A 26675-nucleotide genomic window follows, 5' to 3' on the forward strand; every position below is an offset into this window, starting at 1 on the left:
GTCCTGCCGTGCCGGACCGGGTCGCAGTATTCTCCGGCCCCGGTCCGCCATTGTCACGGTGGTCTCGGCCACGCCGCCCGGTCCACGGGCGCCGGCGGGCCGTTTCCGGGCCACCCGCGGGCCACCTCGGGGTCGCTCGGTGGCTGCTCGGTGGCTGCTCGGCGACCGCCCGCGGCGCTCGGTCGAGGTCGGGCGGTGACCGAGCCGAGCCTCGCGGTCGCGCAGGGTGTGGCCGGATCGTGATCCTCAAGTTCCGCTCAGATCAGCTGACATGGCATCGTCGGCTTTCTTATGGTCACCCCACCGGGGGCTGCGGGCTCCGCCGGCTCCGGCCCCCGGTACCAGCGTCCGACGATCGGCCCGGCACTTCCCTGTCCGGTCAACAGCGGCGCAGCCCAAGGGAGTACACCCCCTGGGACCGGACACGAGGGAGCATGGCGCGATGACCGAGAAGACCGTCACCGACTCCGTCGCCGGGCCGACTCCCCTGGTCGTGCTGAGCGGCGTCGACAAGCACTTCGGCGCACTGCACGTGCTCCAGGACATCAACCTGGAGATCGCCCGGGGCGAGGTGGTGGTGCTGATCGGCCCCTCCGGCTCCGGCAAGTCGACCCTGTGCCGGACCATCAACCGGCTGGAGACCGTCGATGCGGGCAGCGTCCTGATCGACGGCCGGCCGCTGCCCGCCGAGGGCAAGGAGCTGGCCCGGCTGCGCGCCGAGGTCGGCATGGTGTTCCAGAGCTTCAACCTGTTCGCGCACAAGACCGTGCTGGAGAACGTGGTGCTGGGCCAGGTCAAGGTGCGCAAGGTCGCGCGCCCGGAGGCCGAGGCGCGGGCCCGCGAGCTGCTGGAGCGGGTGGGTGTGGCCGCCCAGGCCGACAAGTACCCGGCGCAGCTCTCCGGCGGCCAGCAGCAGCGGGTGGCGATCGCCCGCGCGCTGGCCATGAAGCCCAAGGTGATGCTGTTCGACGAGCCCACCTCGGCCCTCGACCCGGAGATGGTCAACGAGGTGCTCGAGGTGATGCGCTCGCTGGCCGCCGAGGGCATGACGATGGTGGTCGTCACGCACGAGATGGGCTTCGCCCGCTCCGCCGCCAACCGGGTCCTGTTCATGGCGGACGGCCGGATCGTCGAGGAGAACACGCCGGAGGCGTTCTTCACCGCCCCGCGCACCGACCGGGCCAAGGACTTCCTCTCCAAGATCCTCCACCACTGAGGCCACCGCTGATCTAGCGTCAGTGCCGCCTGGCGCGGCGGTCCGAGGGGACCCGCCGCGCCGCTCCGGAACTTCCCGACCCCAGCGCCCGGTTGACCCGCGGCCAGATCCGAGGAGAACAGACCCGCATGAGGACCCGTCGTACCATCGCTGTCGCCCTGTCCGTGCTGACGCTGACGGCCGTCGCCGCCTGCGGCAAGGAGGGCTCGCCGAACGACGACGCGGCCGGCTCCGCCAAGCCCCAGCTGCCGACCTACGCCGTGAAGACGGACTTCAAGCTGGAGTCCTCGCCGACCTGGGTCGAGGCCAAGAAGAACGGCAAGCTCAAGATCGGCGCCAAGTCCGACCAGCCGTACCTCGGCTTCGAGGACGTGCAGACCGGCACCCGCAACGGCTTCGACATCGAGATCGCCAAGATGATCGCGGCCGACCTCGGCTTCACGGACAAGCAGATCGAGTGGCAGACCATCGCCTCCGCCAACCGTGAGACCTCGATCTCCACCCACGGGGTCGACTACTACGTCGGCACCTACAGCATCAACGACAAGCGCAAGGCCAGCGTCTCGTTCGCCGGCCCGTACTACATCGCCGGCCAGGACCTGCTGGTGCAGAAGGACAACACCGCGATCACCGGGCCGGAGAGCACCAAGGACAAGAACGTCTGCACGGTGACCGGCTCCACCTCGGTCGACCAGATCAAGAAGTACGGCGCCAAGGTCACCCAGTACGAGTCCTACTCGCAGTGCGTCGACAAGCTGCTGACCGACGAGATCGACGCGGTGACCACCGACGACGCGATCCTCAAGGGCTACGCGGCGAAGAACGCCGGCAAGCTCAAGGTGGTCGGCAAGCCCTTCTCCACCGAGAACTACGGCGTCGGCCTGAACAAGGACGACAAGGCGCTGCGCGACGCCATCAACGACGCGCTCAAGGCCCACGAGGACAACGGCGACTGGAAGAAGGCCTACGACGCCACCCTCGGCCTCTCCGGCTCCGCCGCCCCGCAGGTCCCCGCCCTGCAGCGGTACTGAGCCCGCCGCGGCCCGCCGGGCCGGCCCCCCACGACGGGCCGGCCCGGGCGGCCGCACGGCCCCGGACCACCACGCAACCACCAATGAGAGGAGGGCAGCCGGCATGGGCATATTGTTCGAGGACGGCAATTTCGCGCTGTTCCGCGACGGCTTCCTGCGGACGGTCGAGCTCAGCGCGATCAGCGCGGTCCTCGCCATGCTGCTCGGCATAGTCCTGGCGGCCTTCCGGGTGTCCCCGGTCCCGGCGCTCCGCGCGTTCGGCACCGTCTGGGTCAACACCTTCCGCAACACCCCGCTGACCCTGCTGTTCTTCGCGGTGGTCTTCGGCCTCCCCCGGCTGGACGTGCACCTGGAGCCGTTCACCTTCGCGGTGCTCGCGCTCAGCGCCTACTCCGGCAGCTTCGTCTGCGAGGTGCTGCGCTCCGGCATCAACACGGTGCCGCTCGGCCAGGCCGAGGCGGCCCGCAGCCTGGGCCTGAACTTCGGCCAGACGCTCGGCCTGGTGATCCTGCCGCAGGCCGTCCGGGCCGTGATGGGCCCGATGAGCTCGATCTTCATCGCCCTGCCCAGGAACTCGGCGGTGGCCGGCGCGTTCAGCGTGCCCGAGCTCTTCAACGTGCAGGCGACACTGACCGACAAGGGGTACGCCATCTTCGGGATCTTCTTCTGGATTGCGATCGCGTACCTGGTCATCAGCTTCGGCGTGCAGCAGCTCTTCAGCTTCGCCGAGAAGCGGCTGGCGGTGGCCCGATGAGCACCCGCTCCGCCTCCGTCCTCTACGACGCCACCGGCCCGAAGGCCAGGATGCGCTACCGGGCCTTCGGGGTGCTCTCGCTGGTCGGGATCGCCGCCCTGCTCTGGTTCGTCTACAGCCGCCTGGACGACGCCGGGCAGTTCTCGCCCGACCTGTGGGCGCCGTTCGAGTACGCCAAGGTCCAGCAGCGGATCGTCGACGGCGTGCTGGAGACCCTCCAGGTGTTCGGCCTGGCCGCGGCCTTCTCGATCACCCTCGGCGCCCTGCTGGCCGCCGGCCGGCTCTCCGACCACCGCCCGGTCCGGGCCGTCTGCACCGCGGTCGTCCAGTTCTTCCGGGCGATGCCGCTGCTCATCATGATCTTCGCGCTGTACCGCGCGGTGTTCGGCGCCGAGCCCTTCTGGGCCCTGGTGATCGGCCTCACCCTCTACAACGGCGCGGTGCAGGCGGAGATCATCCGGTCCGGCGTCAACGCCGTCCCGCGCGGCCAGGCCGAGGCCGCGTACGCGCTCGGGCTGCGCAAGACCTCGGTGATGACGACCATCCTGGTGCCGCAGGCCGTCCGGTCGATGCTGCCGGCCATCATCGGCCAGCTGGTGGTCACCCTCAAGGACACCTCGCTGGGCTACATCATCGCCTTCCACGAGCTGCTGTACGTGGGCAAGCTGATCGCCAGCAACACCTCGACACCGGAGGGCTACCCCTACATCCCGGTGGTCCTGGTGATCGCCCCGATCTACATCGGGCTGTGCCTGGCGCTGACCGCCCTGGCCAAGTGGATCGAGGCGCGCGGCCGTCGCGGCACGAACCGGCGCACACCTGCCGCTGCTTGACGGACACCCAGGTGATCTGTTGCATTGCTCTTCGTGACACCACCCGGAGCCTCCCCAGCACTGAGCATTGAATCCGGGCACCTCCCGCCGCGCCGGGCGGAGGTCCCGACGTGGACCCGGTGATCGTGGTCGGGGCCGGGCCGGTCGGCCTGGCCCTGGCCCTCGCCCTGGCCCGCAACGAGGTGCCCAGCATCGTGCTGGACGAGGGCGCCGGGCTCTGCCCGGAGAGCCCGCGCACCGTGGTGCTCGGCAGCGACACCACCGCCTTCCTCGGCCGGCTCGGCTACACCCGGGCCGAGTCGGACGCGGCCCGGTGGGACGCCTTCACCATCTGGCGCCGCCGCTCCGAGGTGCTGCGGCTGCCGCTGGACCGTTCCCCGGTGCTCCACCTCGCCCAGCACCGCCTGCAGCGCGGGCTGCGGGACGCGGTCACCGCCACCCCGCTGATCCAGCTCGTCCCGCTCAGCCGGGTGGTCGAGCTGGAGCAGGACCGGGACGGCGTCAGCATCCGCACCGAGCACGTCCAGGACGGCACCAGGACCTGGTGGCGCGGCAGCCACCTGGTCGGCTGCGACGGCGCCCGCTCCACCGTCCGGCGGCTGCTGGGGATCCGCTTCCCCGGCCGGCCGGCGGTGGACCGGCACGCGATGGCCACCGTCCGGGTCGACCTCCCGTTCGCCGGCGAGGCGCGGCTGCACCGCGAACCACCCTGGCGCGGCGACCGCGAGGCCTGCGCCCGGCCGCTCCCGGACGGCCTGTGGCGGCTCGACTGGCGGCTGCCCCCGGGCCGGCCCCAGCCCAGCGAGCCGATCGACCCGCACGCCACCTGGCCCGGCATCGTCACCGGTGACACCCTGCTCGCCCGGGTCAAGGCCACCCTCACCGGCTGGTGCGGCGAACTCCCCCGCTACGAGCTGCTGGCCGCCGCCGACCACACCGCCCAGCAGCGGCTGGCCGCCCGGTTCCGCTCCGGCCGCTGCTTCCTGGCCGGCGACGCCGCCCACCTGCACGGCGCCCTCGGCATGCAGAACCTCGCGGACGGGCTGCGCGACGCGGAGAACCTCGCCTGGCGGCTCGCCCTCGCCTGGCACCTGCACGCCGGCGGGCCCCAGCCGGGCGGCTCGCTGCTGGACGGCTACGAGACCGAGCGGCGCGGCGCGGTCGGCGCCCGGCTCCGCGCGGTCGACCAGACCATGCCGCTGCTGCGGCCGCTGCGCGGCTGGCAGCAGACCCGGCGCTCGCTGCTCACCGGCTCCTTCCGCAAGCACGCGCCGCTGCTGGCGGACGGCCAGCTCGGCACCGGCCGGTTCGGCGGCGCGCCGGCGTACCCCGCGGCGCCCTCCGGGGTGCCCGGCCGGGTGCCCGTGCAGCGCGGCCCGGGCCGGGGCACCTCACTCACCGAGAGCCTGCCGGCCACCGCGCCCGGCGTGCTGGTGCCCGACCTGCCGGTGGTCACCATGGACGGCGCGGGCGACCAGCTGCGCGCACGCCTCGGCGGCGGGTTCCTGCTGCTGCTGGTGGCGCCCGGCACCGCCGTGTGGGCCTCGCAGCACTGGCTCGGGGCCGGGCTGATGCCGCGGCTGGCCGAGGTCGCGACGGCGCTGCCGGTGCCGGCCGAGGTGCTGGTCACCGAGCGGTACCCGGGTGCGGACCCGCACACGGTGCTGCTGATCCGCCCGGACGGCCACCTGGTCGGCACCACCCAGGGCTGTCGCGCCGACGCGCTGCTGGCGCTCGCCGACGGCGCGCGCGGCGGGCCGGCCTCGCTGGCCGGCGCGGAGAGCTGAGCGCCCGACCGGCGGGCGAGCTCCCGGCCGCCCGCCGGTCACCCGGTCAGCGGGCGAACTCCGTCGCCCGGCTCTCCCGCACCACCGTGATCCTGATCTGCCCGGGGTAGGTGAGCTCCTCCCGCACCTGCCGGGCCACCTCACGCGCGATCACCTGCGCCCGCAGGTCGTCCACCACCTCGGGCTGCACCATCACCCGCACCTCGCGCCCCGCCTGCATCGCGAAGACCTTGGAGACCCCGTCGTACCCGAGGGCGATCTCCTCCAGCCGCTCCAACCGCCGCACATAGGTCTCCACCGACTCCCGCCGGGCCCCGGGCCGGCCGCCCGAGCAGGCGTCCGCGGCCTGGACCAGCACCGCCTCGACCGTGCCCGGCTCCACCTCACCGTGGTGCGCCTCGATCGCGTGCACCACCTCGGGCGACTCCCCGTGCCGCCGGGCGAACTCGGCGCCGACCGCCGCGTGGCTGCCCGCCACCTCGTGGCTGAGCGCCTTCCCGATGTCGTGCAGCAGGGCCGCCCGCCGCACCAGCCCCTGGTGCACCCCCAGCTCGGCGGCCATCATCCCGGCCAGCTGCGCGGACTCCACCAGGTGCCCCAGCACGTTCTGCCCGTACGAGGTCCGGTAGCGCAGCGTCCCCAGCGCGCGGACCAGCTCCGGAGCCATCTCGTCGAGCTTGACGGCCAGCAGCGCGTCCTCCCCGGCCCGCAGGCAGAGCCGCTCGATCTCGGCCCGGCTGCGCTCGTGGACCTCCTCGATCCGGGCCGGCTGGATCCGGCCGTCCCCGACCAGCACCTCCAGGGTCAGCCGGGCGGCCTCCCGGCGGACCGGGTCGAAGCAGGAGAGCTGGACCACTCCCGGGGTGTCGTCCACGATCAGGTTGACCCCGGTGACGGTCTCGAAGGCCCGGATGTTGCGCCCCTCGCGGCCGATGACCCGGCCCTTCATGTCCTCGTTGGGCAGCCGGAACACGGTGGTGACCGACTCGGCGGTCTGCTCCGCGGCGAGCCGCTGCACCGAGACCGCGATGATCTCCCGGGCCCGCAGCTCGCCCTCGGCCCTGGCCTGCCGCTCCAGCTCCCGGACGGTCATCGCCGCCTCCCGCCTGGCCTCGGTCTCCAGCTCGCCGATCAGCTCCGCCCTGGCCTGGCGCGCCGTCAGCCCGGCCACCCGCTCCAGCGCCTGCCGGTGCCCGGTCTCCAGCTCCCGCAGCTCCGCCTGGGCCACCACCAGCTCGGCCGAGCGGGTCGCGAACTCGTCCTCCTGCAGGTGCAGGCGGCGCAGCTCGGCCGCCAGCCGCTCCTCGCGCCGGTCCAGCTCGGCCCGGCGCTGGCGGAGCATCAGCCAGCCGGCCGCCAGGACCAGACACAGGGCCAGCGCCAGGACCAGCCCGGCCACCAGCATGACGGGCCCCGAACCGGCTTCAGTCGCGATCGTCATCCGACTCACTCCCCCGTCCCTGCGCACACTCTGCCGTGGCGGCGGTGAGGGACCGACCGGGGGCCCGCGGGGCGGACTGCTGCACGGAACCGACTCCGGCCGAGGCCGTGCCCGGCACGTCATCGGCATGATCGGGATGATCCCTCACTGCTTGCGAGGCTAGGCGCAGGTTACGAAACGGTCAAGATGCGATCGAGAGTTGACTTCGGTGACCTGAGCCGATGTCACCAGTCGTCGCCGTGACCGGATTGCTCCGCCCCACCCGAGCCCCCGCCCGAGGCCCCGTCCGCCCCCTCGTCGGCCAGCGCCGCCAGCACCACCCGGAACGCCAGGCCCTCCGGGTAGCCGCGCCGCGCCAGCATGGCGACCAGCCGTCTGATCCGGGCCTGCCGCTCGACCCCCCGGGTGCTGCGCAGCTTGCGGTCGACCAGGGCGCGCGCCGAGTCGGTCTCGTCCTCGTCGTCCACCTGGGCCACGGCCCGCTCGACCAATTCGCCGGCGACCCCCTTGGTGCGCAGCTCCTGGGCCAGCGCCCGCCGCCCGCGGCGGCCCTGCCGGGCGTCCACCCAGGCCTCGGCGAAGGCGCCGTCGTCGATCAGCCCGACCTCCTCGAAGCGGTCGAGCACCTGCTCGGCCACCTCCTCGGGGATCTCCCGCCGCCGCAGCGCGTCACCCAGCTGCTTACGGGTCTTGGCGGCGCCGGTGAGCAGGCGCAGGCAGATCTCCCGCGCCCGGGTCTCCGGGTCCGCGGACTCGGCCGGATCGGCGACGGGATCGGCGGCGGCGCGCTCCTGGCGCCGCTCCGAGCGGCGCTGCCGGCGTGCCCCCGGCGCCGGCTCGACGTCCGACGGCGCCGCCGGGGCGCCGGCGTCCGCGCCGACACCCGCGCCCGCATCAGCGCCGCTCTCCTCGGCGATCGCGGAGCGCCGACGCCGACGCCCGCCGGGCAGTTGCGAGGCGGGCGTCAGCTCCGAGAGGTCGAACGCCCGCTCCGGCGCGAGATCCGGCTGCGGCTCCGGCGCCGCCTCCGGCTCCGCGGCGGCGGCGAACCAGTCGGGCGGCCCCCAGTCACCGGGCTCCTCGGAGCGGCCCGGCGACCGGTCATCGGGGTGGTACGTCAACGGCTCAGGCCTTGGCCGCCGCCGTCTTCTTCGCCGCGGCCTTGGCGGGCGCGGCGGCAGGGGCCTCGACGGCGGCCGCCGGTGCGCCCTCGGCCGGGGTCTCGGTCTTCGGGCCGATGCCGAGCTTGCCCTTGATCTTGGCCTCGATCTCGTCGGCCAGCTGCGGGTTGTCCCGCAGGAAGTTGCGGGCGTTCTCCTTGCCCTGGCCGAGCTGGTCGCCCTCGTAGGTGTACCAGGCGCCCGACTTGCGGATGAAGCCGTGCTCCACACCCATGTCGATCAGGCCGCCCTCGCGGCTGATGCCGATGCCGTAGAGGATGTCGAACTCGGCCTGCTTGAAGGGCGAGGCGACCTTGTTCTTGACCACCTTGACGCGGGTGCGGTTGCCGACCGCCTCGGTGCCGTCCTTCAGGGTCTCGATCCGGCGGATGTCCAGCCGCACCGAGGCGTAGAACTTCAGCGCGCGGCCACCGGTGGTGGTCTCGGGCGAGCCGAACATCACGCCGATCTTCTCGCGAAGCTGGTTGATGAAGACCGCGGTGGTGTTCGACTGGTTGAGCGCACCGGCGATCTTGCGCAGCGCCTGGCTCATCAGCCGGGCCTGCAGACCGACGTGCGAGTCGCCCATCTCGCCCTCGATCTCCGCGCGCGGCACGAGCGCCGCCACCGAGTCGATGATGATCAGGTCGACGGCGCCGGAGCGGATCAGCATGTCGGTGATCTCCAGCGCCTGCTCACCGGTGTCCGGCTGGCTGACCAGCAGGGCGTCGGTGTCCACGCCGAGCTTGCGCGCGTACTCCGGGTCGAGCGCGTGCTCCGCGTCGACGAAGGCGACCGTGCCGCCCAGGCGCTGCGCGTTGGCCGCCAGGTGCAGGGTCAGGGTGGTCTTGCCCGAGGACTCCGGGCCGTAGATCTCGACCACGCGGCCGCGCGGGATGCCGCCGACGCCGAGCGCGACGTCGAGTGCGGTCGATCCGGTGGGGATCACGTCGATCGGGGTCCGCGCCTGGTCGCCGAGGCGCATCACCGAGCCCTTGCCGAACTGCCGCTCGATCTGGGCGAGCGCGTTCTCAAGAGCCTTCTCGCGGTCCGTTGCTGCCATGGCTTCCACCCTCGGGTTCTGTGCTGTGCGCTTCATCGTCCTCGACGCTAGCGCGTCCCACCGACAATCGGCCCCGACCGGGCTCCGCCTGTGGAAAACTCGCCGCCCCGAGTATAGGGAACAGGCGTTCGATTCCTCACGCGGACCCCTGTTCCGGCCCCTCCTCCGCCTCCGGCGCGCCCACCATCCGCCGCAGCCGGCGGGCGGCCAGCCGCCGGCGCTCCCGCCAGGCCACCCCCCGGTCGATCCGCGGATCGGTGGTCACCTCGTACCGGCGGACGTAGGTGCCGACGAAGCCCTGCAGGGTCGCGGCGGCCGGAATCGCGATCAGCGCCCCCACCGCGCCCAGCAGCGCCGCCCCCGCGATCACCGAGCCGAAGGCCACCGCCGGGTGCACGTCCACCGTCCGCGCGGTGATCCGCGGGTGCAGCAGGTAGTTCTCGATCTGCTGGTAGACGATCACGAAGGCCAGCACCCAGAAGGCGTCCGAGGGCTGCACGGTCAGTGCCACCAGCACCGGCAGCGCGCCGGCGATGTAGGTGCCGATGGTCGGCACGAACTGCGACATCACGCCGACCCAGACGCCCAGCGCCACCGCGTACGGCAGGCCGAGGATCTGGAACATGATCCAGTGCGCCACCGTGGACACCAGGGCCAGCAGCGCCCGGGAGTAGAGGTAGCCGCCGGTCTTGGCGAGCGCGATCTCCCAGGCCCGCAGCACCTCGCCCTGCTTGTCCGGCGGCAGCAGCGAGCAGACCGTCCGGCGCACCCGTGGGCCGTCGGCGGTGAAGTAGAAGGTGAACAGGCCGACCGTGAAGGCCTGGAACAGGCCGCCGATCACCGTGCTGGAGACGCCCCAGACGTTGTCGGCGGCCTGCTGGGCGTACTTCTCGATGGTGCCGGAGTCGGTCAGCACCTGGTGCTGGAGCTGGTCCAGCGAGAGGTGCTGGTGGAAGGTCCGGTTGATCCAGCCGATCAGGTTGTCGAGCAGGTGCGGCAGCCGGCCGGCGACCTGGCTGACCTGGTCCACCAGCAGGGTGCCGAGCGCCGCGAGGAAGCCGGCCACCGCCACCGCCAGGCCGATGAAGACCAGGAAGGTGCCCAGCCCGCGGCGCACCCCGCGGGCCGCCATCCGGTCCACCGCGGGCTCCATCGCCAGCGAGAGGAAGAAGGCCACCAGCAGCATCACGAACAGGTCGATCAGCTGGTGGAAGGCCCAGTCGGCGAGCTGGAACAGCCCGACCAGCACCAGGGCCAGCACCATCGCCTTCGGCAACCACCTGGGCATCGCCCCGCCGGTCAGCCTGGTACGGCCTGCGGGGGCCTGCTGCGCAGGCGTCGGATCCGGATTCTGCGGGAGTTCTGAGCTGCTGACCACCGGGACAGTCTCACCCATCGACCGGGCGAAACCGGGCCCTGAGCTCCCCCCGGGAGCGTCGAGGGCCGCCCTCGGACGGCCCGCGGCCGCGGTCAGCGCAGCAGCGCCGAGACCCCCTGGGTCTGGCAGACCACCCGCCAGACGTCCTTGGCCTCCCAGCCGGCCGCCAGCGCCTGCTCGACCGTCCGCCCACCGAGCTCGCTCATCACGTGGTCCCGGGCGAACGACTCGGCGTAGCCCGCGCCGAAGTGCTCGTGCATCCGTCGCCAGAACTCGGTCAGCCTCATACCGCCATTATCCCGGACCGCCCGACCGCCCGGCCGCCGCGCCGGGCCCGCCGCACCGGTCGGCCCGTTCCAGCGCGTACTCCACATCACCGTGCTCGGCCCCCTCGATCGGCTCCGGCCAGTCCTCGTGGAAGGTGCGGACCAGCCGCAGCCCGGCCTTCTCCATCACCCGCCGGGAGCCGAGGTTGACGGCCATCGTGGTGGCGAACACCCGCTCGACCCCGAGCTCCGCGAAGCCCCGCCGGATCAGCGCCCGCGCGCCCTCGGTCGCGTACCCCCGCCCCCAGGCCGCGCGCCGCAGGCGGTAGCCGAGCTCCACCTCCCCCGGCGGCCCGCCGGGGTGCGGGCGGAACTCGAACCAGCCGAGGAACTCCCCGCCGGCGCGGTCGAGCGCGGCCCAGTGCCCGAACGAGGGGTGGCGGCGGTACTCGTCCAGGTACCCCGGCAGCAGCTCCCGCTCCACCACCTCGCGCGGGGTGGCCCGACCACCGCTGAGGTGGCGCATCACCTCGGGGTCGGAGTCCAGCTCCACCAGCAGATCGGCGTCGGCGGCGGTGAACCGGCGGAGCACCAGCCGCTCGGTCGTCAGGTGAACGCTCATGGGCCGATCCTGCCCCGGCCGCCACCGGGCCCGCCGCCGGTTTTCCGGCCGCCGGGCGATCGGCCGGTACGGCGAGTGACCGGTAGGGCGAGTGACCGGTACGGCGAGTGACCGGTACGGCGAGCGGCCCGTCGGGACAGTGGCCGGTCCGGAGAGTAGCCGGTCCGGAGAGCGGCTAGTCCGGCAGCACCAGCACCCCGGCGCCGTAGTACTCCCGGTAGGCCGGATCCGCGCAGACGGACACGGTGCGCTGGCAGCCGGCCGCGGCGGCGGCCGTCAGCCGGTCGACCACCTCGTCCGGCCCCCAGCCGGGGTGCGCCGCAGCGGTGACGGCCACGGCCCCGGTGACGTGCGCGGCCGACATCGAGGTGCCGGCCAGGGCCGCGTACGCACCGCCGGGCCAGTCCGAGACGATCGCGCCCTGGGCGCCGCCGTCCGGGTCGCCGCCGGGAGCCGCGATGGAGATCCGGCCGCGCCCGTAGTTGGAGTAGCCGGCCGGCAGGCCGCGGCGGTCCACGGCGCTCACCGTCAGCACGCCCGGGAGCTCACCGGGCAGCCGGATGCACTCGGCGCCCAGCAGCCGGTCCTGGGCCGGTCCGGTCAGCCGGTCGTTGGGGCTGCGCCGATCGGGCCTGGTGGCGCCGAGGTCCTGGCCGTCGTTACCGGCCGAGGCGACCACCACCGCGCCCTGCCGCTGGGCGTAGGCCACGGCCCGGCCGACCGCCGCGATCAGCGCCGCCTGGTCCGGGTCCTCGGGGCAGTTGTACTTCCACGGGTCGGCGAAGTAGCTGTCGTTGACGGCCTTCGCGCCGTGGTCGGCGGACCAGAGCATCCCGCAGACGATGTTCTCCGCGTAGTACTGCCCGAGCGGGCCGAGCAGCCGGACGGCGGCGATCCGCACGCCGGGGGCGACGCCGGTGACGCCGTGCCCGTCGCGGGACGCGCCGACGATGCCGGCCACATGGGTGCCGTGCCCGCTCTCGGTCACCCCCGGGTCCGGCCGCCAGGCCCCGTACCGGGCGTCGGGGCGCCCGTCGGCGCAGGAGGCCGAGGCGCCCGGATCGACGGCGGAGCGCAGGTCCGGATGGGTGTCGTCGACCCCGGAATCCAGCACCGAGACCAGCACGCCGCGCAGCGCCTGGGCCGAGGGCAGCGGCGGCGCACCGGGCGTCCGGGCGGCGGTCCGGGTCAGCCCGGGGGCGCGCAGCAGCGCGGCGAACCGGGTCGGCGCCTCGGTGGCGCCGATCATGGCCAGGTTCCAGTCACTCTGCTCGGCCGGGTCGGGCACGGTCGCCGTGGAGTCGTCGGTGCTGTCCGCGGCCGGACGGAAGTCGCCGATGCCGTCCACCGGCCTGGGCGGCCCGGGCACGGGTGCCGTCCGGGTGGCGCCCACCGCGGCTATCCCCGGCCGGCCGCGCAGCCGCTCGGCGAACGCGCCGGTGGCGTACGCGAGCACCGCCCCGATCTGCGGGTAGTCCTGCACCACCTGGCCGCCGGCCGCCCGGGCCTGGTCCGCGGCGAGCCCCGCCCCTTGGGCGTCCTGCCGGTCGGCGAGCACCAGATAGCTGAGGTAGCCGCCCGCCGACCCGGCGACGTACGGCACGGCGCCGCCGAGCAGCAGCGCGGTCACCAGCATGGCCAGCAGGATGCGGGCCGGGCCGCGACGGTGCCGGGCAAGGTCCGCGCCGGCCGGGCTCACCTGCTCCATCGTGCGGTCTCCGCTCGTCGGACCGGTCCGCGGGGGGATCCGGAGATGACCCGGAGTGGTCCGGAACGACCCGGACCACCGTCTGAATCATCACCATATGGTCAGAATGTCCGACTCGGCCCGCCGGATTGCGCCCACCACCACCGGGCCGCCCCCGCCCCCGCACGGCCGCCGCGCGGCGCCCGGCGCCACCCGCTGTCAGTGCCGGCGTGCACCATGGGGGCATGGCGCCGCATCACGATCCCCAGGCCCCGGACGACCCGCTGGCCGGCTTCGCCCCGGCCACCCGGGCCTGGTTCACCGGCGCCTTCGACGCCCCCACCGAGGCCCAGAGCCGGGCCTGGGCCGCGATCGGGCAGCAGACCGACGTCCTGGTGGTCGCCCCCACCGGCTCCGGCAAGACCCTGGCCGCCTTCCTGTCCGCACTCGACCGGCTGAGCAGCACCCCGCCCCCCGCCGACCCGAAGCGCCGCTGCCGGGTGCTCTACATCTCGCCGCTCAAGGCCCTCGCGGTCGACGTCGAGCGCAATCTGCGCGGCCCGCTGGCCGGCCTGCGGCAGGCCGCCGTCCGGCTCGGCCTGCCCGAACCCGAGGTCGAGGTGGCGATCCGCTCCGGCGACACCCCCGCCGCCGACCGGCGCCGCTTCACCACCCACCCGCCGGACATCCTGATCACCACCCCGGAGTCGCTGTTCCTGCTGCTCACCAGCGCCGCCCGGGAGGCCCTGCGCGGGATCGACACGGTGATCCTGGACGAGGTGCACGCCGTCGCCGGCACCAAGCGCGGCGCCCACCTGGCCCTCAGCCTGGAGCGGCTGGACGAGCTGCTGGAGCGCCCGGCCCGCCGGATCGGCCTGTCCGCCACCGTCCGGCCGGTCGAGGAGGTGGCCCGCTACCTCAGCCCGCAGCGCGGCGCGGCGGTCGTCCAGCCGCCCTCGGCCAAGGTGTTCGACCTCTCGGTGGTGGTCCCGGTCGCCGACCTGGACGAACTGCCCGCCGGCGCCGAGGACCCGGCCCGCGCGGGGGCGCTGCCCGGCCAGGGCGGCGCCTCGATCTGGCCGCACGTCGAGGAGCGGATCGTCGACCTGGTCCAGGCCCATCGCTCCACCATCGTCTTCGCCAACTCGCGCCGGCTCGCCGAGCGGCTGTGCAACCGGCTGAACGAGATCGCCCTCGAACGAGCCACCGGCACCGCGCTGCCCGCCGCGCACGCGCCCGCCCAGCTGATGGGCGGCTCCGGCGCGGCCGCCGGCGCACCGCCCGTGCTCGCCCGGGCGCACCACGGCTCGGTCTCCAAGGAGCAGCGCGCCCTGGTCGAGGAGGAGCTGAAGGCCGGCCGGCTGCCCGCCGTGGTGGCCACCTCCAGCCTGGAGCTCGGCATCGACATGGGCGCCGTCGAGCTGGTGGTCCAGGTCGAGTCACCGCCCTCGGTCGCCTCCGGGCTCCAGCGGGTCGGCCGCGCCGGCCACCAGGTCGGCGCCGTCTCCACCGGTGTGTTCTTCCCGAAGTACCGGGGCGACCTGGTCCAGTCCGCGGTGGTCACCGAGCGGATGCGCCAGGGCCGGATCGAGGCCCTGCGGATCCCGCGCAACCCGCTCGACGTGCTGGCCCAGCAGCTGGTCGCGATCACCGCCCTGGACACCTGGGACGTCGACGAGCTGCTCGCCGTGGTCCGCCGGGCCGCGCCCTTCGCCACCCTTCCGCAGTCCGCCTTCGACGCCGTCCTGGACATGCTGGCCGGGCGCTACCCCTCGGACGCCTTCGCCGAGCTGCGGCCCCGGCTGGTCTGGGACCGCGTGGCGGGGACGGTCACCGGCCGCCCGGGCGCCCAGCGACTCGCCGTCACCTCCGGCGGCACCATCCCCGACCGCGGCCTGTTCGGCGTCTTCATCGCCGGGACGGACCCGAAGAAGGGCGGCGGCCGGGTGGGCGAGCTCGACGAGGAGATGGTCTACGAGTCCCGGGTCGGCGACGTCTTCACCCTGGGCACCACCTCCTGGCGGATCGAGGACATCACCCACGACAAGGTCCTGGTCACCCCGGCGCCGGGCATCCCCGGGCGGCTGCCGTTCTGGAAGGGCGACACCCTCGGCCGCCCGCTGGAGCTGGGCCGGGCCCTGGGCGCCTTCGTCCGCGAGCTGGGCGCCCTGGCCCCCGAGGCCGCCACCGAGCGGCTGAAGGCGGCCGGCCTGGACGACTGGGCGGCGGGCAACCTGCTGCGGTACCTGGCCGAGCAGCGCACCGCCTGCGGCCACCTGCCGGACGACCGCACCATCGTGGTCGAGCGCTTCCGCGACGAGCTGGGCGACTGGCGGATCGTCATCCACTCCCCGTTCGGCGCCCAGGTGCACGCCCCCTGGGCGCTGGCGGTCGGCGCCCGGCTGCGCGCGAAGCACGGCCTGGACCCGCAGGTCATGCACGCCGACGACGGCATCGTGCTCCGCCTGCCGGACGCCGACCTGCTCGACTTCCCCAGCGACCGCCCTACCACCGAGGAGGCCCCGGTCGGCGCCGACGCCGTCCTGTTCGAGCGGGCCGAGATCGAGCAGATCGTCACCGACCAGGTCGGCGGCTCGGCCCTGTTCGCCTCCCGCTTCCGCGAGTGCGCCGGCCGCGCCCTGCTGCTCCCGCGCCGCAGCCCCGGCCGGCGCACCCCGCTCTGGCAGCAGCGCCAGCGTGCCTCCCAGCTGCTGGAGGTGGCCGCCGAGTACGGCTCCTTCCCGATCGTGCTGGAGGCCGTCCGGGAGTGCCTGCAGGACGTCTTCGACGTGCCGGGCCTGGCCGAGCTGATGGGGGATCTGGAGTCCCGGGCGGTCCGGCTGGTCGAGGTCACCACCCAGGAGCCGTCCCCGTTCGCCCGCTCGCTGCTGTTCGGGTACGTCGCCCAGTTCCTCTACGAGGGCGACTCACCGCTCGCCGAGCGCCGGGCCGCCGCGCTGTCGCTGGACTCCCGGCTGCTCTCCGAGCTGCTCGGCCAGGCCGAGCTGCGCGAGCTGCTGGAACCGGCGGTGCTCGCCGAGCTGGAGGCCGAGCTGCAGCGGCTCACCCCGGAGCGGCGGATCAAGGACGCCGAGGGCGTCGCCGACGCCCTGCGGCTGCTCGGCCCGCTCGGCGAGGCCGAGCTGACCGCCCGTGGCGCCGAGCCGCTCTGGGCGCTGGAGCTGGAGGCCGCACGCCGGGTGATCCAGGTCCGGATCGGCGGCGAGCAGCGCTGGTCCGCGATCGAGGACGCCGGGCGGCTGCGCGACGCGCTGGGCACCCCGCTGCCGGTCGGCGTGCCGGAGGCCTTCACCGAGCCGGTCAAGGACCCGCTCGGCGACCTGCTGGCCCGCTACGCGCGCACCCACGGCCCGTTCACGGCCGCCGAGGCGGCCGAGCGCTTCGGCCTCGGCACCGCCGTGGTGGTCGGCACCCTGCACCGGCTGACGGCCGGCGGGCGCCTGGTGCAGGGCGAGTTCCGGCCGGTGGAGGGCCACACCGCGACCGTCGAGTGGTGCGACGCCGAGGTGCTGCGCAGGCTGCGCCGCCGCTCGCTGGCGGCGCTGCGGCACGAGGTCGAGCCGGTGCCGCCCCGCGCCCTGGCCGCCTTCCTGCCGCAGTGGCAGCACCTGGCCGGCCACCGCCTGCGCGGGCCGGACGGCCTGCTCCGGGTGGTCGAGCAGCTCCAGGGCACCGCCCTGCCCGCCTCCGCGCTGGAGAAGCTGGTCCTGCCGGCCCGGCTGGCCGACTACACGCCCGGCCTGCTGGACGAGCTCATGGCCGCCGGCGAGATCGGCTGGTCGGGCGCCGGCGCCCTGCCCGGCAAGGACGGCTGGATCGGCCTGCACCTGCCCCAGGACGCCCACCTGGTGCGCCCCGAGCCCGTGCCGCCCGCCATGACCCCGGTGCACACCGCGTTGCTGGACGCCCTGGCGGGCGGCTACGGCCTGTTCTTCCGCCAGCTGGCCGAGCGCACCCCCGACACCCCCGAGGCCGAGCTGGTCGAGGCGCTCTGGGACTTGCTCTGGGCGGGGTACGTCACCAATGACACCCTGGCCCCGCTGCGCGCCCTGCTCGGCTCCGGCCGTACCGCCGGCGCCACCGCCCACCGGGCGCCCCGGGCCACCCCGCGCGGCCGGTACGGCGGCGCCGGGCGGGCGCTCGGCCGCCCCGGCTCGCTGCGCTCCGGGCCGCCCACCACGGCCGGGCGCTGGTCGCTGCTGCCGGAGTACGCCACCGAGCCGACCGCCCGGGCCGCCGCCCAGGCACAGGGCCTGCTGGACCGGCACGGCATCCTCACTCGGGGCGCGGTCGCCGCCGAGCGGGTGCCCGGCGGCTTCGCCGGGGTCTACCGGGTGCTGTCCGCCTTCGAGGAGCGCGGCCGGGCCCGCCGGGGCTACTTCGTGGAGGGCCTGGGCGGCGCCCAGTTCGCCATGGACGGCGCGGCCGACCGGCTGCGCTCGGTGAGCGGCCGGCTGGAGCGGGTCGCCGCCGCCGAGTGGCCGTCGGCGGCCCCGGCCGAGCCGCCGCAGGTCCTGGTGCTGGCCGCGGCCGACCCGGCCAACGCGTACGGCGCCGCGCTGCCGTGGCCCGAGCCGCCCGCCGCGGGCGAGCGCGCGACGGGCGCCACCGCCCACCGGCCGGGCCGGAAGGCGGGGGCGCTGGTCGTCCTGGTGGACGGGGAGCTGAGGCTGTACGTGGAGCGGGGTGGCAAGTCGCTGCTCGCCTGGGGCGAGAGCGCGCCCGCGATGGCCGCGCTCGGCGAGGCCGTCCGGGCGGGCGCGCTGGGCAGCGTGACGGTCGAGCGGGCGAACGGGGAGCCGGCGCTGACCTCGCCCCTCGGCCCCGCGCTGGAGGAGGCGGGTTTCCACCCCACACCGCGCGGCTACCGGCTGCGCGGCTGAGCCGGGCCGCCCCGGCAGGTTTCCGCGAGTCCGTCAGGTCCCGGCGGAGCCGTCCGCCATCGGGGTCACCGCGGCCGCGGGCTCCGGCGGATCGAGGGGTGCATCGAGGGGTACGGCGCCGGGTGGCGGGCGTCGGCGCACCCCGGTCAGGAGTCGGTTGCTGTGCACGGGCACCAGCCCGAGGCCCCAGCCGCCGGCCAGCATGCCCAGGGCGGCGCCACCGACCCCGACGGCCCCGCCGGTCAGCAGCAGCCAGCACACCAGGCCCGGGATCAACAGCAGCGCGGCCCACCGGGGACCGCGCCGTCCGGCCGTGCGCCGGAGCACCGCCCGTACGGCGGCCTTGCCCACCGACCACGCTCTACGCACTCCGGCCTCCTCCGCTCGGCCCCGCGCGGGGCACGGGGAGGGCGAGACCGGGTCAGGCCGCTACCACGTCCATGGCGGCAGCCTTGGGCGCGATGGTGGCCCGGTCGACCCCGGGAGCCGGCAGCGACACCGGTTCGAGGACCGGCCTCAGCAGATCACCCTCCGAGAGGGTGGCCATCGCCGCAAGTTCGGCGAGCGAGAGCTCGTCGCTGACCTCGCGCATGACTTCCGACATCCGGACGTCCAGTGCGTCGCAGATGGCGGACAGCAACTCGGAGGAGGCTTCCTTCTGCCCCCGCTCCACCTCGGAGAGATAGCCGAGCGAAACCCTGGCAGCTGCCGACACCTCGCGAAGTGTGCGGCCCTGGCGCTGGCGCTGCCGACGCAGCACATCGCCCAGCAGGCGACGGAGCAGGATCATCGGTGCCTCCCTCCTCGGACTGCGAATCGAGATGTCACGTCCCCACCGTACCGCCTTGCCCGCATCGTGTGCGGGGACCATGGTCGTGTTCACTCTGGGCTGCAAGGCTGCCCCCTCCCCTGTCTGTTCCCCGCAAGGACCCCGGTCGGACCCCGTCGGTTCCCCTTCCGGGGCGTCCGGCCGGGGCCGCGGCGCACGTCCCCTGGCTGGTATCTGCCCAACCAGGGCATCCGGTCTAACACGATCCTCCCGACGAGGCGGCCAGTTCAGCGATTTCAGCAAACCTCAGCGGGACGGCCCGGTGGCCGCTAGGTGCTCCAGCAGCAGCTCCAGCGACGCCGTCACCGAGGCCTGCCGGATTGTGGCACGGTCCCCTGACAACAGCGGCGAGGCCACCCGTGTTCCCGCCGGTCCGGCCAGTGCGAGGTGCACGGCGCCGACCGGCTGCCCGTCCTGCGGGTCGGGGCCGGCCACCCCGGTGGTGGCGAGCGCGTAGTCGGCCCCCAGCAGCCGGCGGACCCCCTCGGCCATCTGACGCGCCACCACCGGGTGGACGGCGCCGTGCACGGCCAGCAGGCCCTCGTCCACCCCGAGCACGGAGGCCTTCAGGTCGGTGGCGTAGGCGGTCACGGAGCCCCGGAAGGTCAGCGAGGCACCGGGGACGGCCACCAGCTCCGCCGCCAGCAGCCCACCGGTCAGCGACTCGGCCACCGCGAGGGTGGCGCCCCTGGCCCGCAGGGCCGCGTGCAGCCGCTGCGCCGCGCCGTTCACCGGGCCGCCCGCTCCTCGGCCCGGCCCGCCCGGCGCAGCTGCACCGCCTGGCGGACGTAGTCCAGCCCGCTGCCGACCGTGAGCAGCACCGCGACCGCCATCAGCACGGCCCGGGCGGTGGCCAGCCAGCCGGTCAGCGGCAGCACGTACATGCCGACCGCGATGCCCTGGGTGAGGGTCTTCAGCTTGCCGCCCCGGCTGGCCGGGATGACCGCGTAGCGGATCACCCAGAAGCGCATCAGGGTGATGCCGAGCTCGCGCGCCAGGATGAGCGCCGTCACCCACCAGGGCAGGTCGCCCAGGACGGAGAGGCCGATCAGCGCCGCGCCCATGATCGCCTTGTCGGCGATCGGGTCGGCGATCTTCCCGAAGTCGGTGATCAGGCCCTTGCGGCGGGCCAGCTCACCGTCGAACAGGTCGGTGATCATCGCGATCGCGAAGGAGGCCCAGGCCACCGCGCGCCACTTCGGGTTGTGGCCGCCGTCGGCGAAGAGCAGCGCGATGAACACGGGCACCAGCAGCAGCCGGACCATGGTCAGCACGTTGGCGATGTTCCAGATCCCCGGAGGCGGCGGCAGCGCGGCCGTCGGCCGGTCCGGACCGGCCGTGGTTGGGGCGCCCGGCCCGTTGGTCATGCTCCGGCTCCCGCGTGCTCGGAGCGGCCGGCCTCGGCGTCGGCATCGGCCGCGGTGCCGTCCTCGGCCGGCAGCGCCTGCGCCACCAGGTCGACGCCCTCGGTACCGGTCACCCGGGCGCGGTAGAAGCGGCCGACCACCGCGTCCTCGACGCCCAGCAGGGTGGTCAGGCCGTCCGTCTCGGGCGCCTGGTGGGCGGCCCGGCCCTCGACCACGCCGTCCTCGACCGACTCGACCAGCACCTCGACCTCGTCGCCGATCCGCTGCTCGGCCCGCTGCGCGGTGAGCTCCTCGGCCAGCCGGGAGAGCTTGGCCAGCCGGTCGGCCACCACGTCCTCGGGCAGCTTGCCGTCGAAGCCGGCCGCCTCGGTGCCGTCCTCGTCCGAGTAGCCGAAGACGCCGATGGCGTCCAGGCCGGCCGCGCTGATGAACCGTTCCAGCTCGGCGAAGTCCTCCTCGGTCTCGCCGGGGAAGCCCACGATGAAGTTGGACCGGACACCGGCCTGCGGCGCCCTGTCCCGGACGGTCTTCAGCAGACCGAGGAACTGGTCGGTGGAGCCGAACCGGCGCATCCGGCGCAGCACCGCCGGGGCGGAGTGCTGGAACGACAGGTCGAAGTAGGGCACCACGCCGGGGGTGCCGGTCATCACGTCGATCAGGCCCGGCCGCATCTCGGCCGGCTGCAGGTAGCTGACCCGGACCCGCCGCACGCCCTCGACCGCGGCGATCTCGCTCAGCAGCGTCTCCAGCAGCCGGATGTCGCCGAGGTCCTTGCCGTACGAGGTGTTGTTCTCGCTGACCAGGACCACCTCGCGGACGCCCTGCTCGGCCAGCCAGACCGCCTCGTTCAGCACGTCGGAGGGGCGGCGGGAGATGAACGAGCCGCGGAAGGCCGGGATGGCGCAGAAGGAGCAGCGCCGGTCGCAGCCGGAGGCCAGCTTGACCGAGGCCACCGGGTTGTCGTCGAGGCGCTTGCGCAGGGTGCGCGGGCCGGAGGCGGGGGCGACGCCCTGCGGCAGGTCCTCGGGGGCGCCGTGGCCGGGCAGCGCCACCTCGGCGGCGGCGTCCTGGCGCTGCACCGGGCTGAGCGGGAGCAGCTTGCGGCGGTCCCGCGGCAGGTGCGAGGCGTGGTGGCCGCCGGACAGGATGGTCTGCAGCCGGTCGGAGATGTTGCTGTAGTCGTCGAAACCGAGCACGCCGTCGGCCTCGGGGAGGGCGTCGGCGAGCTCCTTGCCGTAGCGCTCGGCCATACAGCCCACGGCCACCACGGCCTGGGTGCGGCCGTGGCCCTTGAGGTCGTTGGCCTCCAGCAGGGCGTCGACGGAGTCCTTCTTGGCGGCTTCGACGAACCCGCAGGTGTTGACCACGGCGACGTCGGCGTCGGCGGCGTCGTCGACCAGCCGCCACCCATCGGCCTCCAGTCGCCCGGCGAGTTCCTCGGAGTCGACCTCGTTGCGGGCGCATCCGAGCGTGACCAGGGCGACAGTGCGGGGTTCAGGCATGACGCCAAGATTAACGCGCGGGCCCCGGTGCCGTTCGCCCCGGAGCCCGTATGCCTTGATCGTCGGGCCCTGGGGCCCTTCCCGGCTCAGCCCGCCTGCGGGTCACCGGGGGTGTAGGTGAGATGCACCACCTGCCCGTCCGTGCCGGCCGGACCGAGGTCCTTGCCGTTGACGTACACGTGGACGGCGCCCGCGTTGCCGATCACCAGGGTGATCTTCGCGGGGTCGGTGAAGGTCTGGTCCTGGCCGGCGTCCAGGTTGTTGGAGAACAGCGACTTGCCCTTGCCGTCCTTGGCCGTGACCCAGCTCTTGTCCTTCTCGGCGACCAGCTTGACGGTGACCTTGTCGACCGGGGCGGCGGCGATCGCGGCACTGGGGGCCGGGGCGGGCGGCTGGGCGGAGGCCGTCACCGGGGCGGCGGCGGTGCTCGGCAGCGGCTCGCTGGCCGCGCCGGCACCGGCCACGCCGGAGTCGTCGGTGAACAGGTTGAAGCCGATCAGGGCGACCACGGCCGCGATGGCCACCATCATGGCCGCGGTCCAGTTGGGACGCCGGTGGTCGGTCACCTTGATCGGGCCGGTGTCGAGCAGCTGGGTGGCCCGCCGGGGGCCGGGAGCACCGCCGTGGGCGGCGTCGTACCGGGCGACCAGCTGCTCGCCGTCGACGCCGACGGCCTTGGCCAGCGCGCGGATGTGGCCCCGGGCGTAAACGTCCCCGCCGCAGTGGCCGTAGTCGTCCGCCTCGATGCCGTGCACGATCGGTACCCGGACCCGGGTGGCCGCGCTGACCTGGTCGACCGTCAGGCCGGCGGCGACCCGGGCGTCGGCGAGCAGCCGCCCGATGCTGGGCGGCTCCGGGGCCGAAGGTTCGACCACGGACGGCTCCGTCGTCGACTGGCCGGACCCGGTCTGCCCGGGGACGGCACGGGAAGCGGAAGAGTCTTGGCTGTCACGACGAGGGGACTTGCCGATGGTCACTGGGCGCGCCTTTCGAGCGTTGGCCACCTGCTGAGAAGACAGTCTAGGGGCGGGGCCGGAACGTTTCTCAAGCGGACGGGCCCGAACGGGCATCCCGGGCCCACCACCCGCTGACGGGCGATCAGCCCGGCCGGGCCCCCGGGCGTCCGTGCCTCGATGGACGCCCGGTCGTCTGCCCCGGTTCCCACCGGTCATACCGCTCCGAACGAGGTTCCTCCGAACGAGTGAAACGCCAGCTGGTCAGCCCCGAAGGGTGATCAGCACGCCGTCCAGTTCCTCCGGTGTGACCAGCACGTCGCGGGCCTTGGAGCCCTCGCTCGGCCCCACGATCCCACGCGACTCCATCAGGTCCATCAGCCGCCCCGCCTTGGCGAAGCCGACCCGCAGCTTGCGCTGGAGCATCGAGGTGGAGCCGAACTGGGTGGAGACCACCAGCTCGGCCGCCTGGATCAGCAGGTCGAGGTCGTCGCCGATCTCCTCGTCGATCTCCTTCTTCGGGCCGCCGCCGACCGTGACGTCCTCCCGGTAGACCGCCGTCATCTGGTCCTTGCAGTGCTGGACCACCTTGGCGATCTCGGCCTCGGTGACGAACCCGCCCTGCATCCGGACCGGCTTGCTGGCGCCCATCGGCAGGAACAGCGCATCGCCCTTGCCGATCAGCTTCTCGGCGCCGGGCTGGTCCAGGATGACCCGGGAGTCGGCCATCGCCGAGGTGGCGAACGCCAGCCGGGAGGGCACGTTGGCCTTGATCAGACCGGTCACCACGTCCACCGAGGGCCGCTGGGTGGCCAGCACCAGGTGGATGCCGGCAGCCCGGGCCAGCTGGGTGATCCGCACCACCGAGTCCTCGACGTCGCGCGGGGCGACCATCATCAGGTCGGCCAGCTCGTCGACGATCACCAGCAGGTACGGGTACGGGGTCAGCTCGCGCTCGCTGCCGAGCGGCGGCTGGACGGTGCCGGCCTTCACCGCCGCGTTGAAGTCGTCCACGTGCCGGAAGCCGAAGGCCGCCAGGTCGTCGTAGCGCAGGTCCATCTCGCGCACCACCCACTGGAGGGCCTCGGCGGCCTTCTTGGGGTTGGTGATGATCGGCGTGATCAGGTGCGGGATGCCCTCGTACGCCGTCAGCTCGACCCGCTTGGGGTCGACCAGCACCATCCGCACCTCGTCCGGGGTGGCCCGGACCAGCACCGAGGTGATCAGGCAGTTGATGCAGGAGGACTTGCCCGCACCGGTGGCGCCGGCGACCAGGATGTGCGGCATCTTCGCGAGGTTGGCCATCACGGTGTGGCCCTCGACGTCCTTGCCCATGCCGACCACCATCGGGTGGCCGTCCTCGGCGGCGGCCCGCGAGCGCAGCAGGTCGCCGAGGTTGACCATCTCGCGGTCCCGGTTGGGGATCTCGACGCCGACCGCGGACTTGCCGGGGATCGGACTGATGATCCGTACGTCCGGGCTGGCCACCGCGTAGGCGATGTTCTTGGCCAGCGCGGTGATCCGCTCGACCTTCACCGCGGGGCCGAGCTCGACCTCGTAGCGGGTGACCGTCGGGCCGCGGGTGAAGCCGGTGACCCGGGCGTCCACCCGGAACTCGGTGAAGACCCCGGTGAGCTGGGCGACCACCTCGTCGTTCAGCTTGGAGCGGGCCTTGGCCGGGGCACCGTGGTCCAGCAGGTCCAGCGGCGGCAGCGTGTAGGTGATGTCGCCGGCCAGCTGGAGCTGCTCCATCCGGGCCGGGGCCGGGCCGTGGCCCTCCGGTGCGCCGGCGCTGCGGGCCGGCGGCACGGCCGGGTCCTCCGGCGGTGCGGTGTTGTCCCGGACCTGGTGGATCATGCTCGCCACGGCAGGGGTCCCGGGCACGCCCCAGGTCAGCGCGCCGTCCAGGTCAGCGGCCACGCCGGCGGCGATGTCCCGGGTCTGGAACGGGTCGGCCTGCGGGTCCTTCTCGAACGAGACGGCGTCCGCCGCCTCCTGCGCGCGGCGGCGCCGGCGGCCGCGGCGGCCGGCGGGCTCCTCGCCGTCGGTGCCCTCGATGGTGAAGGGCAGCGCGTCGGGGTCGGCGTCCTCGGGCGGCTCGGTGGAGAACTCCCGGGCGGCCCGGGCGCCCTCGCCGGCCGGCCCGTCCTCCGCGGGGTCCGGCTCGACGACCCCGAGCCGGACCCCGGCCTGGCGCAACCGCTCGGGGATCCGGTTCACCGGGGTCGCGGTGAGCACCAGCAGGCCGAAGAAGGCGACCAGCAGCAGCAGCGGCACGGCGAGCGGCGGTCCGGCGGCGGCCATCATCGGGGTGGACGCGGCCCAGCCGAGGATCCCGCCGGCCTGCCGTATCCGCGTCGCGCCGCTGCCCATCCCGGGCGCACCGCAGCCGATGTGCACCAGGCCGAGCACGCCGACCACCAGGGTGCTCAGGCCGATCAGGATCCGCCCGTTCGCCTCCGGCACCTCCGGGTGCCGCATCAGCCGGACGCTGGCCCCGCCGAGCAGGAACGGGACCAGCACGTCGAGCCGGCCGAACAGGCCGGAGACCACGTCGGTCGCGGCCTCGCCGAGCCAGCCCTGCGGGCTGAACCAGGTCCCGGCCGCGGTTACCAGGGCGAGCGCCAGCAGCAGCAGCGCCACGCCGTCCTTGCGGTGCGCCGGGTGCAGGTTCTTGGCGCCGTCGCCGAAGCCGCGGAAGACCGCGCCGACGGCATGGGCGAGACCCAGCCAGACGGCGCGGACGGCGCGGAAGAGTATCGGGCGCGGCGGTGGCGGCGGCGGGGCCGCCGGGGGCTTGGCGGCGGTCTTGCGCGCCGCGGCCTTCTTGGCGGGCGCAGCCGTCTTGGCAGGCGCCTTCGCGGGTGCCTTCCCGGCCGGTGCCTTCTTGGCCGGCCCGGGCTTCGGGTTGCGTGCCGCGCTGCCGGGCGTACGTGTGGCCATGGGTCAGCAGCCTACCGGCGGCCGGTACGGGTGCCCATGCCCGGACCCCGGGGCCGGGCGGCGTGTCGCCGAACACCTGAACGCCTGACAGTCGATCACCGAACGGGGCGTCATCGGCGCGCACGCCCCGGGGCGCACCGGAGCGCGAGGGGTGGTGCGGAGCTCAGCTCGCGCCGGGGCGCAGGGCGTCCAGGGCCGCCCGCAGGCCGGCCAACTTGCGCTCCAGGTGCGCGGAGGTCGCCGCGGCGCCCGGCTCGTCGGAGTCGTCCAACTGCTTGGTCAGCGCCTCGGCCTGCTCCTCGACCGCCGCCAGCCGGGCCGACAGCTCGCCCAGCAGCGGGCCGCCCAGGCTGGCCGCCTCGCCCGCCTCCAGCTGCAGGCGCAGCAGCGCGGCCTGCTCCTTGAGCTGGCAGTTCTTCATGTAGAGGTCGACGAAGACGGAGACCTTGGCGCGCAGCACCCACGGGTCGAAGGGCTTGGAGATGTAGTCCACCGCGCCGGCCGCGTAGCCGCGGAAGGTGTGGTGCGGCCCGTGGTTGATCGCGGTCAGGAAGATGATCGGGATGTCCCTGGTCCGCTCCCGGCGCTTGATGTGCGCGGCGGTCTCGAAGCCGTCCATCCCGGGCATCTGCACGTCCAGCAGGATGACCGCGAAGTCGTCCGTGAGCAGGGCCTTCAGCGCCTCCTCGCCGGACGAGGCGCGCACCAGGGTCTGGTCCAGCGCCGAGAGGATCGCCTCCAGCGCCAGCAGGTTCTCCGGCCGGTCGTCGACCAGGAGGATCTTCGCCTTCTGCACCAGGACCCGCCCTCCTGCCGGTTGTCTTCCGAGGGACGGCACCCGCGTGCCGCTCACCACTGCCCCGGTCATGCTAGCCGTACCCCCTCGCCCGCCACATCGCTTGGCACGATCCGGCCGGTGGCCGCCCCGGGGAAGCGCCG

General features: G+C 74.1%; 21 protein-coding genes. 6 read left to right on the plus strand and 15 right to left on the minus strand.

Annotation, left to right across the window (positions count from 1 at the left end; translation table 11 throughout):
- Window positions 1–487 precede the first annotated feature (487 nt).
- The 5 genes from AB0K43_RS27700 (at window position 488) to AB0K43_RS27720 (ending at window position 5621) form a co-directional block, all read left to right on the plus strand.
- A complete protein-coding gene (locus tag AB0K43_RS27700; protein ID WP_363644463.1) occupies window positions 488–1216 on the plus strand; it encodes an amino acid ABC transporter ATP-binding protein in 729 nt (242 codons plus the stop codon).
- A 128-nt stretch (window positions 1217–1344) separates the two neighbouring features.
- A complete protein-coding gene (locus AB0K43_RS27705; RefSeq protein ID WP_363644419.1) occupies window positions 1345–2247 on the plus strand; it encodes a glutamate ABC transporter substrate-binding protein in 903 nt (300 codons plus the stop codon).
- Window positions 2248–2350: 103 nt separating this feature from the next.
- The gene (locus AB0K43_RS27710; protein ID WP_363644421.1) at window positions 2351–3001 is read left to right on the plus strand and encodes an amino acid ABC transporter permease; all 651 of its coding nucleotides are present in this window, start codon (window positions 2351–2353) and stop codon (window positions 2999–3001) included.
- Entirely contained in the window at window positions 2998–3834 is an 837-nt protein-coding gene (locus tag AB0K43_RS27715; protein WP_363644423.1) for an amino acid ABC transporter permease, read from the plus strand. The genes AB0K43_RS27710 and AB0K43_RS27715 overlap by 4 nt, the downstream gene beginning before the upstream one ends.
- Before the next feature lie 110 nt (window positions 3835–3944).
- Window positions 3945–5621 (plus strand): FAD-dependent monooxygenase, encoded by a 1677-nt coding sequence (locus tag AB0K43_RS27720; RefSeq protein WP_363644425.1) that lies wholly within the window; start codon window positions 3945–3947, stop codon window positions 5619–5621.
- A gap of 46 nt (window positions 5622–5667) precedes the next feature.
- Here the strand turns inward: AB0K43_RS27720 and rny are convergent, their stop codons facing one another.
- The 7 genes from rny to AB0K43_RS27755 form a co-directional block, all read right to left on the minus strand.
- On the minus strand, window positions 5668–7062 hold the full coding sequence (rny, locus tag AB0K43_RS27725; protein ID WP_363644427.1) for a ribonuclease Y: 1395 nt from the start codon (window positions 7060–7062) through the stop codon (window positions 5668–5670).
- A gap of 224 nt (window positions 7063–7286) precedes the next feature.
- Entirely contained in the window at window positions 7287–8183 is an 897-nt protein-coding gene (locus AB0K43_RS27730; protein WP_363644429.1) for a regulatory protein RecX, read from the minus strand.
- Window positions 8184–8187: 4 nt separating this feature from the next.
- The gene (gene recA, locus AB0K43_RS27735; RefSeq protein WP_363644431.1) at window positions 8188–9285 is read right to left on the minus strand and encodes a recombinase RecA; all 1098 of its coding nucleotides are present in this window, start codon (window positions 9283–9285) and stop codon (window positions 8188–8190) included.
- Window positions 9286–9421: 136 nt separating this feature from the next.
- On the minus strand, window positions 9422–10573 hold the full coding sequence (locus tag AB0K43_RS27740; protein ID WP_363644433.1) for an AI-2E family transporter: 1152 nt from the start codon (window positions 10571–10573) through the stop codon (window positions 9422–9424).
- 182 nt (window positions 10574–10755) lie between these two features.
- Complete coding sequence (locus AB0K43_RS27745) at window positions 10756–10950, minus strand: DUF3046 domain-containing protein (RefSeq protein ID WP_363644435.1); 195 nt, start codon at window positions 10948–10950, stop codon at window positions 10756–10758.
- Window positions 10951–10957: 7 nt separating this feature from the next.
- Window positions 10958–11551 (minus strand): GNAT family N-acetyltransferase, encoded by a 594-nt coding sequence (locus tag AB0K43_RS27750; protein ID WP_363644437.1) that lies wholly within the window; start codon window positions 11549–11551, stop codon window positions 10958–10960.
- A 175-nt stretch (window positions 11552–11726) separates the two neighbouring features.
- Entirely contained in the window at window positions 11727–13259 is a 1533-nt protein-coding gene (locus AB0K43_RS27755; RefSeq protein ID WP_363644439.1) for a S8 family serine peptidase, read from the minus strand.
- Window positions 13260–13483: 224 nt separating this feature from the next.
- Here AB0K43_RS27755 and AB0K43_RS27760 point away from each other — a divergent pair, with 224 nt between their 5' ends.
- On the plus strand, window positions 13484–18142 hold the full coding sequence (locus AB0K43_RS27760) for an ATP-dependent helicase (protein ID WP_363644441.1): 4659 nt from the start codon (window positions 13484–13486) through the stop codon (window positions 18140–18142).
- Between the two features lie 33 nt (window positions 18143–18175).
- Here the strand turns inward: AB0K43_RS27760 and AB0K43_RS27765 are convergent, their stop codons facing one another.
- The 8 genes from AB0K43_RS27765 to AB0K43_RS27800 form a co-directional block, all read right to left on the minus strand.
- Entirely contained in the window at window positions 18176–18511 is a 336-nt protein-coding gene (locus AB0K43_RS27765) for a hypothetical protein (RefSeq protein ID WP_363644443.1), read from the minus strand.
- A gap of 52 nt (window positions 18512–18563) precedes the next feature.
- Window positions 18564–18932, minus strand: coding sequence for a helix-turn-helix domain-containing protein (locus AB0K43_RS27770; protein ID WP_363644445.1), 369 nt, complete (start codon window positions 18930–18932; stop codon window positions 18564–18566).
- 285 nt (window positions 18933–19217) lie between these two features.
- On the minus strand, window positions 19218–19703 hold the full coding sequence (locus AB0K43_RS27775) for a CinA family protein (RefSeq protein ID WP_363644447.1): 486 nt from the start codon (window positions 19701–19703) through the stop codon (window positions 19218–19220).
- Entirely contained in the window at window positions 19700–20338 is a 639-nt protein-coding gene (gene pgsA, locus AB0K43_RS27780) for a CDP-diacylglycerol--glycerol-3-phosphate 3-phosphatidyltransferase (RefSeq protein ID WP_363644449.1), read from the minus strand. The genes AB0K43_RS27775 and pgsA overlap by 4 nt, the downstream gene beginning before the upstream one ends.
- A complete protein-coding gene (gene rimO / locus AB0K43_RS27785) occupies window positions 20335–21840 on the minus strand; it encodes a 30S ribosomal protein S12 methylthiotransferase RimO (RefSeq protein ID WP_363644451.1) in 1506 nt (501 codons plus the stop codon). Before rimO ends, pgsA begins: the two co-directional genes overlap by 4 nt.
- Before the next feature lie 86 nt (window positions 21841–21926).
- The gene (locus AB0K43_RS27790) at window positions 21927–22715 is read right to left on the minus strand and encodes a helix-turn-helix domain-containing protein (protein ID WP_363644453.1); all 789 of its coding nucleotides are present in this window, start codon (window positions 22713–22715) and stop codon (window positions 21927–21929) included.
- Between the two features lie 342 nt (window positions 22716–23057).
- Window positions 23058–25736, minus strand: coding sequence for a DNA translocase FtsK (locus AB0K43_RS27795; RefSeq protein WP_363644455.1), 2679 nt, complete (start codon window positions 25734–25736; stop codon window positions 23058–23060).
- Between the two features lie 163 nt (window positions 25737–25899).
- Window positions 25900–26535: a response regulator gene (locus tag AB0K43_RS27800; protein WP_363644465.1), complete on the minus strand. Its 636-nt coding sequence runs from the start codon at window positions 26533–26535 to the stop codon at window positions 25900–25902.
- Window positions 26536–26675 lie beyond the last annotated feature (140 nt).

The sequence above is a fragment of the Kitasatospora sp. NPDC049258 genome, from assembly GCF_040678895.1.
Lineage (GTDB): Bacteria > Actinomycetota > Actinomycetes > Streptomycetales > Streptomycetaceae > Kitasatospora.

Coding starts and splice junctions, on each gene's coding strand:
- AB0K43_RS27705 (WP_363644419.1), top strand. CDS start 1,345: ATGAGGACCCGTCGTACCATCGCTGTCGCCCTGTCCGTGCTGACGCTG.
- AB0K43_RS27710 (WP_363644421.1), top strand. CDS start 2,351: ATGGGCATATTGTTCGAGGACGGCAATTTCGCGCTGTTCCGCGACGGC.
- AB0K43_RS27715 (WP_363644423.1), top strand. CDS start 2,998: ATGAGCACCCGCTCCGCCTCCGTCCTCTACGACGCCACCGGCCCGAAG.
- rny (WP_363644427.1), bottom strand. CDS start 7,062: ATGACGATCGCGACTGAAGCCGGTTCGGGGCCCGTCATGCTGGTGGCC.
- recA (WP_363644431.1), bottom strand. CDS start 9,285: ATGGCAGCAACGGACCGCGAGAAGGCTCTTGAGAACGCGCTCGCCCAG.
- AB0K43_RS27740 (WP_363644433.1), bottom strand. CDS start 10,573: ATGCCCAGGTGGTTGCCGAAGGCGATGGTGCTGGCCCTGGTGCTGGTC.
- AB0K43_RS27745 (WP_363644435.1), bottom strand. CDS start 10,950: ATGAGGCTGACCGAGTTCTGGCGACGGATGCACGAGCACTTCGGCGCG.
- AB0K43_RS27750 (WP_363644437.1), bottom strand. CDS start 11,551: ATGAGCGTTCACCTGACGACCGAGCGGCTGGTGCTCCGCCGGTTCACC.
- AB0K43_RS27755 (WP_363644439.1), bottom strand. CDS start 13,259: ATGGAGCAGGTGAGCCCGGCCGGCGCGGACCTTGCCCGGCACCGTCGC.
- AB0K43_RS27760 (WP_363644441.1), top strand. CDS start 13,484: ATGGCGCCGCATCACGATCCCCAGGCCCCGGACGACCCGCTGGCCGGC.
- AB0K43_RS27770 (WP_363644445.1), bottom strand. CDS start 18,932: ATGATCCTGCTCCGTCGCCTGCTGGGCGATGTGCTGCGTCGGCAGCGC.
- pgsA (WP_363644449.1), bottom strand. CDS start 20,338: ATGACCAACGGGCCGGGCGCCCCAACCACGGCCGGTCCGGACCGGCCG.
- rimO (WP_363644451.1), bottom strand. CDS start 21,840: ATGCCTGAACCCCGCACTGTCGCCCTGGTCACGCTCGGATGCGCCCGC.
- AB0K43_RS27795 (WP_363644455.1), bottom strand. CDS start 25,736: ATGGCCACACGTACGCCCGGCAGCGCGGCACGCAACCCGAAGCCCGGG.